This is a genomic window from Moorena sp. SIO3I6, from assembly GCF_010672095.1.
The window spans coordinates 1-1249 of sequence record NZ_JAAHHU010001464.1 but is presented as its reverse complement, the minus strand read 5'-3'; the positions used below and the strand labels follow the sequence as shown (position 1 = coordinate 1249).

2 protein-coding genes are annotated in these 1249 nt (G+C 44.2%); both read right to left on the bottom strand.

Annotated elements, in window-relative coordinates:
- Positions 1-247: 247 nt before the first annotated feature.
- On the bottom strand, positions 248-373 hold the full coding sequence (locus F6K49_RS50300; protein WP_293110362.1) for a hypothetical protein: 126 nt from the start codon (positions 371-373) through the stop codon (positions 248-250).
- 25 nt (positions 374-398) lie between these two features.
- The gene (locus F6K49_RS50295) at positions 399-596 is read right to left on the bottom strand and encodes a heavy-metal-associated domain-containing protein (RefSeq protein WP_293110360.1); all 198 of its coding nucleotides are present in this window, start codon (positions 594-596) and stop codon (positions 399-401) included.
- Positions 597-1249 lie beyond the last annotated feature (653 nt).

Genomic DNA, 1249 nt, shown 5'->3' with positions numbered 1-1249 from the left:
GGGGAGATGGGGAGATGGGGAGATGGGGAGATGGGGAGATGGGGAGATTTTTATTAAGGGTAATTATCTCGACATGATATAAAAAATTTATGGCAGCCGGAGAGCTTGTGCTCTACTGCTTAATTAGGATGAAAACTAGCTACAGAATTTATCCCTCTCTTGATGCAAAGCGCGAGTGGGGGAAACCCCACTCGCGCTTTGCATCAAGACAATTTTGATTAAGCTGTCACCGATCTAATTTGCATACTCAAGACGAGGGGGAGAGTAGCAGAGGGATTGACGACTTTTTCTGTTCGCGTAGCGTGGCCATTCGCACCTCAAGCAGCGTGGCAAAAGGCCAAGCGTGGCCAACGGCCAAGGCCTTAAGTACCAAATAGGTCGATTAAATGTACACTACCTTACTCTACGGTGTGACCGACAGTGGTTATGATCTGTCTAATTGAATCTTCAGAGGCTTCGGTTTCAACTCTAACTGTCTTTGATGTTACATCCACTGCGACTTTAGAGTCTGGCTCCTGTTGGAGTATACCTTCGGTAATGGTCTTGGCACACGCATCACACGCAATACTGGGAACTTTTAACTGTACTACTGCCATAGTCAATACTTCATCAGTTTTTTTTACACCGGTTAATCAGCTTGCCCTTGAAGCTCGCAGCTCAAGGTAGCAAGGTTAATGCTTACCTATAACTTAGATCGATTGACTACAATACTCAAAGGGCCTAGCCAGGATTGACTAGACCCATTCGAGTGGAAAAAGACAAATTTTCAACGAGTTAACTTTCTGACTACCAGTTTTGAATTATTACTATGGTTGGCAAACTACACAGATACACCTGATACTAAATCTCACACAGTCGTGTCTTTCCGGACTTTGGTTTGGCTTCCTCCAACTTATGTTGGTTTCTCGCCACTTCTTGCTATGTTCGATTGGTGCCTACTGTGGCTGGGCCATAGACCGCTAGAAATCATCTTATCTATGCCCATTTGGTTTTTGGCTTCAGGTTTTTTTCTGAAGGATGACTTCCACTCTTTTAAGCTAACACGGCCTTCTGGAGATTACGAATACTTGTTGTTAAAGTTCAGGAGTCTTTACAGACTGCAACGATTAGATTAAGAAGGTTGAAGCATGTAGGGTCAATGGTGAAGTGTTATAGCAGAAGTCAAAAGTCAGAAGTCAGAAGTCAGAAGTCAAACTCTTGCGCTTACTTAGGTTTGAGACTTTTGTCATGTCCGCGCCTGCCCTGGCGA